Genomic DNA, 3,951 nt, shown 5'->3' with positions numbered 1-3,951 from the left:
GTAAGTAGACGAAAATAAATCAAAGTAGATTAAGTAATGTAAAAAATCTGGAGATGATTTCGTAGTAAGGGCTTCAGCCCTCAAATGAGGAATAAATTCCTCACTACAAACTTTGAATTATTCAAGCCGTTCTACTTATCCAAATTAATAGCGATTCCTAGGTCGCGCTAGTTCCCTCCGGGACGCTACCGCGAACGCGATCGCATCCCCAACATCCCAAAAGCGAACTGCTTGCAGCAGCGCTTCGCTATCGCACTTCCCCACACCCTCAAACGCGATTCCTAGGTCGCACTTCGCTATCGCATCCCCCACAGCCCAAACATTGATCGCATCCCCACACATCCCCAAAGGCGAACTGACAAGTCAGCGCTTGCGCTATCGCACTCCTACATCCCCAAACAACGAATTGAAAAGTCAGCACTTGCGCTATCGCTCATCCCCCACTCCAAACAAGTGTTACTTACAAGCAGGGGATTAGTATTGTCTATAGATCAATTTGTTTTCTATCAAAAGTCAAGCTTACAAGAACACTAAATGGTATTTGAATTTTAGAGGAAGGTGATACTATCTCAATTACCCCTTTTTGCCAAATATTTTTCCAGCAGATAATAAGTTTTGTCTTTGTGTAAGCAGGAATACTTATCTGGGTTGTCTCAGTTCTCTTATATGTAACTCCTTCGGTAATGGAGTATTTTGTCTTTATCGTTTCCTCGACACTATTTTTGAGGGTTGATGTAATACCTGACTTTATTTCTGACTTAACTCCTGCTTCAACACCTATGGATGATTCCAAGGAAGAAGCAAGATCAGAACCATGTCCTTTTTTATTTGCTTTTTCATACTCTAGATTAAATTGCCGTGACCATTGTTTGCTAAAATCAAAGGTTTCCACAGAGGTACTGCTACTTTTTGATCTATCAATCAGTATCGGCTCTTGAGTTAAGAACTCCTCATATATTTCAAGCTCTTTAATCTGTATTTCATCTGTTCTAACGTCGTCAGGTATGGACTGTGCTTGGCGAACGCTAAATACTTGCAAGGAGCGATTCTGACGGGGATCAAAAAGATCAAAAAACATGGTATTAATTTCTTCAATTTATGAACTGTTTAATATTCAACTAAAAGTATAGGTGATTTGATGTATTGAATACCTTTTCCATATTACCAAAACATCCCCAAATTCAAAATAATGATCTATGCTTTAACTGATTTTTCAGCAGCATTGATTAACATTTCATCCATCCAAGCATTGATACTTTTCCCTGCTTTTTTAGCTGCAATAAAAATTTTCCGATGATGTTCTGGAGTTGTACGAAATGGTAATTTTCCTGAAAAAGGTTTATCAGGTTCTTCTCCTAATTCTTTACAAAAAGCTAGATAGCCATCAATAGAAGTTTCAAATTCTTGACGTGCTTCTTCGACAGTTTTAGCTTTAAAAGTAACAACATCATTAATATCTAGAACACGACCAAAAAGTATTCCTGCTTCTACATCTACTTCAATTGATGCTGTATATCCTTTATAAGTCAACATAACTCTAATAACCTCAACTCGATTTTATTGTGGTAGGGGCAATTTTTGGAATTACCCCAAATCTTCAATATGGCCTAATTATAAATCAACTAATTATGGTTCAAATCCTGCTTTTGTCAAAAATTCACGTACAGATTTAACAGTTCCTTTATCTGTTTCTTTATGGGGATGTGGTTCATGAAAATGACCTTTAACATCATTTAATTTAACTCCTACTCTTGAACCGCTACCTTGACTAATATAAGCACCTAAAGCTATAAATAGACTTTCAATATCTTGCCAAATAATATTTGCTGGTACAGGATTTGTAAAAATTAATTCTAAAGTTTTTCTTTGTTTATTGTTGAGATCCATTCATTACTCCCCGGTGATGTTACTACTGGTTCATAAGCCAGCCAAGCTAAAGAAAGTTGCAACCTTTCAATGAAGCTACTGACATCACATATTAAGTATAAAAGCGTTGAATCTAGCTTTACAGAACGTTTCATTGTTTTGTTAACACCTTTCCTTAACTTGTATTTGGTTACGACCTAATTACTATGATATCACAATATGATGTCATGTCAAGAGATCAACTGAAATAATAATCTCAAAACAGTTGGTTACTCTGAGTGATTAATTTGTCATCATAAATACATAAAAAATAGGGACACAGATATCCGTGTCCCTAAACTTGATACGCGTTATCCAGACTGAAAATGTTTACTCAATTCCCTCAATCCGGTTTTCTACCTCCTGATACAACTCACGTAACCGGTCTAAATTCTCCTCGCTAGTCTCCCAATAACCGCGTCCATTCATTTCCAACAAAGTAGAAACAATCTTGCGGAAAGAATGAGGATTGAGATTCATCAAACGCTTTTGCATTTCCTCATCTTTGATGAAAGTTTCGTTCGTGTCCTCATAAATCCAATTATCCACAGCGCTTCGCTATCGCACTCCCAAATCCCCAAACAGTGATTCCTAGGTCGCGCTATCGCATTAAATATTTGATTTGACAAAAATTGACAATATTTGCCATAATTAAATAATCAGCAAAATAAACACTTATTAGCTATGACTACAGTAAATATTTCTCTTCCCGATTCTATGCGGGACTTTATCAATGAACAGCTTGAAAAAGGTGGCTACAGTACAACCAGCGAATATATTCGACACTTAATTCGTCAAGACTTAGAAAAAGTCCAAAAATCACGAATAGAAAAATTACTATTGGAAGGATTAGATAGCGGTGAAGCAATTGAGATTACGGATGAATGGTGGGAACAAAAACGTACCCAACTTCTTGAAAGAATTCGCAAATCATAGCAATGATTAGAAAAATTGTCATTAGACCAAAGGCTAGTGCTGATCTGGATGAACAGTTTACTTATATTGCACAGAGTAATTTTGACGCAGCATTGAGTTTTTTTGATGCTACTAGGCAGACTTTTTCACAAATAGCAAAACTACCGGGTGAGGGTTGATTTTTCTCACTTATTCAGCAAGCCCTAAATATCGCTAACTTCTAACCCAAAGTCATAACTTGCTCATATTCTTCCTTATGGCTTTGCAAAGCATCCCAAACATCAACCTTTTGCTGAAGATTCAACCAAAGTCTATGTCCATTTCCCAAAGCTTTACCAAGACGAATTGCAATATCTACAGTAATTGATTTTTCACCATTAATAATTTGCTGAATTGTTTGATTAGATACTCCTAAAATTTCTGCAAAATTGCTAGGATTAATATCTAAATCATCTAAGATATCTGCAATTACTTCACCTGGATGTATTGGTCTTACTAATCTATCTTGAGTAATATCTTGCAAATTATTCATAATCAATACTCCTTAATAAATTTTACTACCGTTAGTTAGCAATCTCTAAGCAATTAAGATCATATTAACACAGGAATTAATGATAATCTTCAAGATTGACATCATAAGCATCACCATCTTCAAATTTAAAGGTTATCCGCCAGGTTCCCGATACCTTAATTGACCAAGTTCCTTTTCTATCTCCTTTTAATTCATGCAAATCATATCCCGGTAATCTAATATCATCTACAATTAAAGCTGAGTCTATAACTTCTAATCTAATTCTAATTTTCTTTTCTAAATTTGCGGGAACTCCTTTATTAAAATTTTCTCTGAATAGATTTTGCAATGCTTTACTTTTAAATGTTTGAATCATCTTGAATTTTATATCATTATGTAGATTATACAAAGTTTCTACCTACAGTTACGCGATCGCACCCCACATTTCCAAACAAGCGATTCCTAGGTCGCGCTTCGCTATCACCTGAGTTCGATGTAAGAAAACCAGCTAAAAATGAGTATTCAAAAGGGTTAGAGGCTTTTCTGGAAAGAGCCTATATTCTCAATAAACATTAATTATTGAGAATTAATAGGAAACCAGCCTAGATTTAAGTAAATTT

General features: G+C 35.5%; 6 protein-coding genes and 1 pseudogene. 1 reads left to right on the top strand and 6 read right to left on the bottom strand.

Annotation, left to right across the window (positions count from 1 at the left end):
* Positions 1-484 precede the first annotated feature (484 nt).
* From PN450_RS17140 to PN450_RS17125, 4 genes and pseudogenes are all read right to left on the bottom strand, one after another.
* Positions 485-1,078 carry a hypothetical protein gene (locus tag PN450_RS17140; RefSeq protein ID WP_148761407.1) on the bottom strand — a complete coding sequence of 198 codons (594 nt, stop codon included), beginning with the start codon at positions 1,076-1,078 and terminating at the stop codon, positions 485-487.
* A gap of 116 nt (positions 1,079-1,194) precedes the next feature.
* A complete protein-coding gene (locus PN450_RS17135) occupies positions 1,195-1,533 on the bottom strand; it encodes a type II toxin-antitoxin system HicB family antitoxin (protein WP_148761409.1) in 339 nt (112 codons plus the stop codon).
* A gap of 93 nt (positions 1,534-1,626) precedes the next feature.
* Positions 1,627-1,887: a type II toxin-antitoxin system HicA family toxin gene (locus PN450_RS17130; RefSeq protein ID WP_148761411.1), complete on the bottom strand. Its 261-nt coding sequence runs from the start codon at positions 1,885-1,887 to the stop codon at positions 1,627-1,629.
* A gap of 348 nt (positions 1,888-2,235) precedes the next feature.
* A pseudogene (locus PN450_RS17125) lies at positions 2,236-2,457 on the bottom strand (cobaltochelatase subunit CobN); the annotation flags it as partial.
* 132 nt (positions 2,458-2,589) lie between these two features.
* On the opposite strand from PN450_RS17125, the gene PN450_RS17120 reads away from it, so the two are divergent.
* Positions 2,590-2,841: a type II toxin-antitoxin system ParD family antitoxin gene (locus PN450_RS17120; protein ID WP_148761413.1), complete on the top strand. Its 252-nt coding sequence runs from the start codon at positions 2,590-2,592 to the stop codon at positions 2,839-2,841.
* Positions 2,842-3,040: 199 nt separating this feature from the next.
* On the opposite strand, the gene PN450_RS17110 is transcribed toward PN450_RS17120, so the two are convergent.
* Together PN450_RS17110 and PN450_RS17105 are read right to left on the bottom strand one after the other, a co-directional pair.
* Positions 3,041-3,352 (bottom strand): HigA family addiction module antitoxin, encoded by a 312-nt coding sequence (locus PN450_RS17110; RefSeq protein ID WP_271837026.1) that lies wholly within the window; start codon positions 3,350-3,352, stop codon positions 3,041-3,043.
* A 76-nt stretch (positions 3,353-3,428) separates the two neighbouring features.
* A complete protein-coding gene (locus PN450_RS17105; RefSeq protein ID WP_148761419.1) occupies positions 3,429-3,707 on the bottom strand; it encodes a type II toxin-antitoxin system RelE/ParE family toxin in 279 nt (92 codons plus the stop codon).
* Positions 3,708-3,951 lie beyond the last annotated feature (244 nt).

This window comes from Dolichospermum lemmermannii CS-548, assembly GCF_028330815.1.
Classification (GTDB): Bacteria; Cyanobacteriota; Cyanobacteriia; order Cyanobacteriales; family Nostocaceae; genus Dolichospermum; species Dolichospermum lemmermannii.
This window is presented reverse-complemented; position numbering and strand designations above follow the sequence as displayed.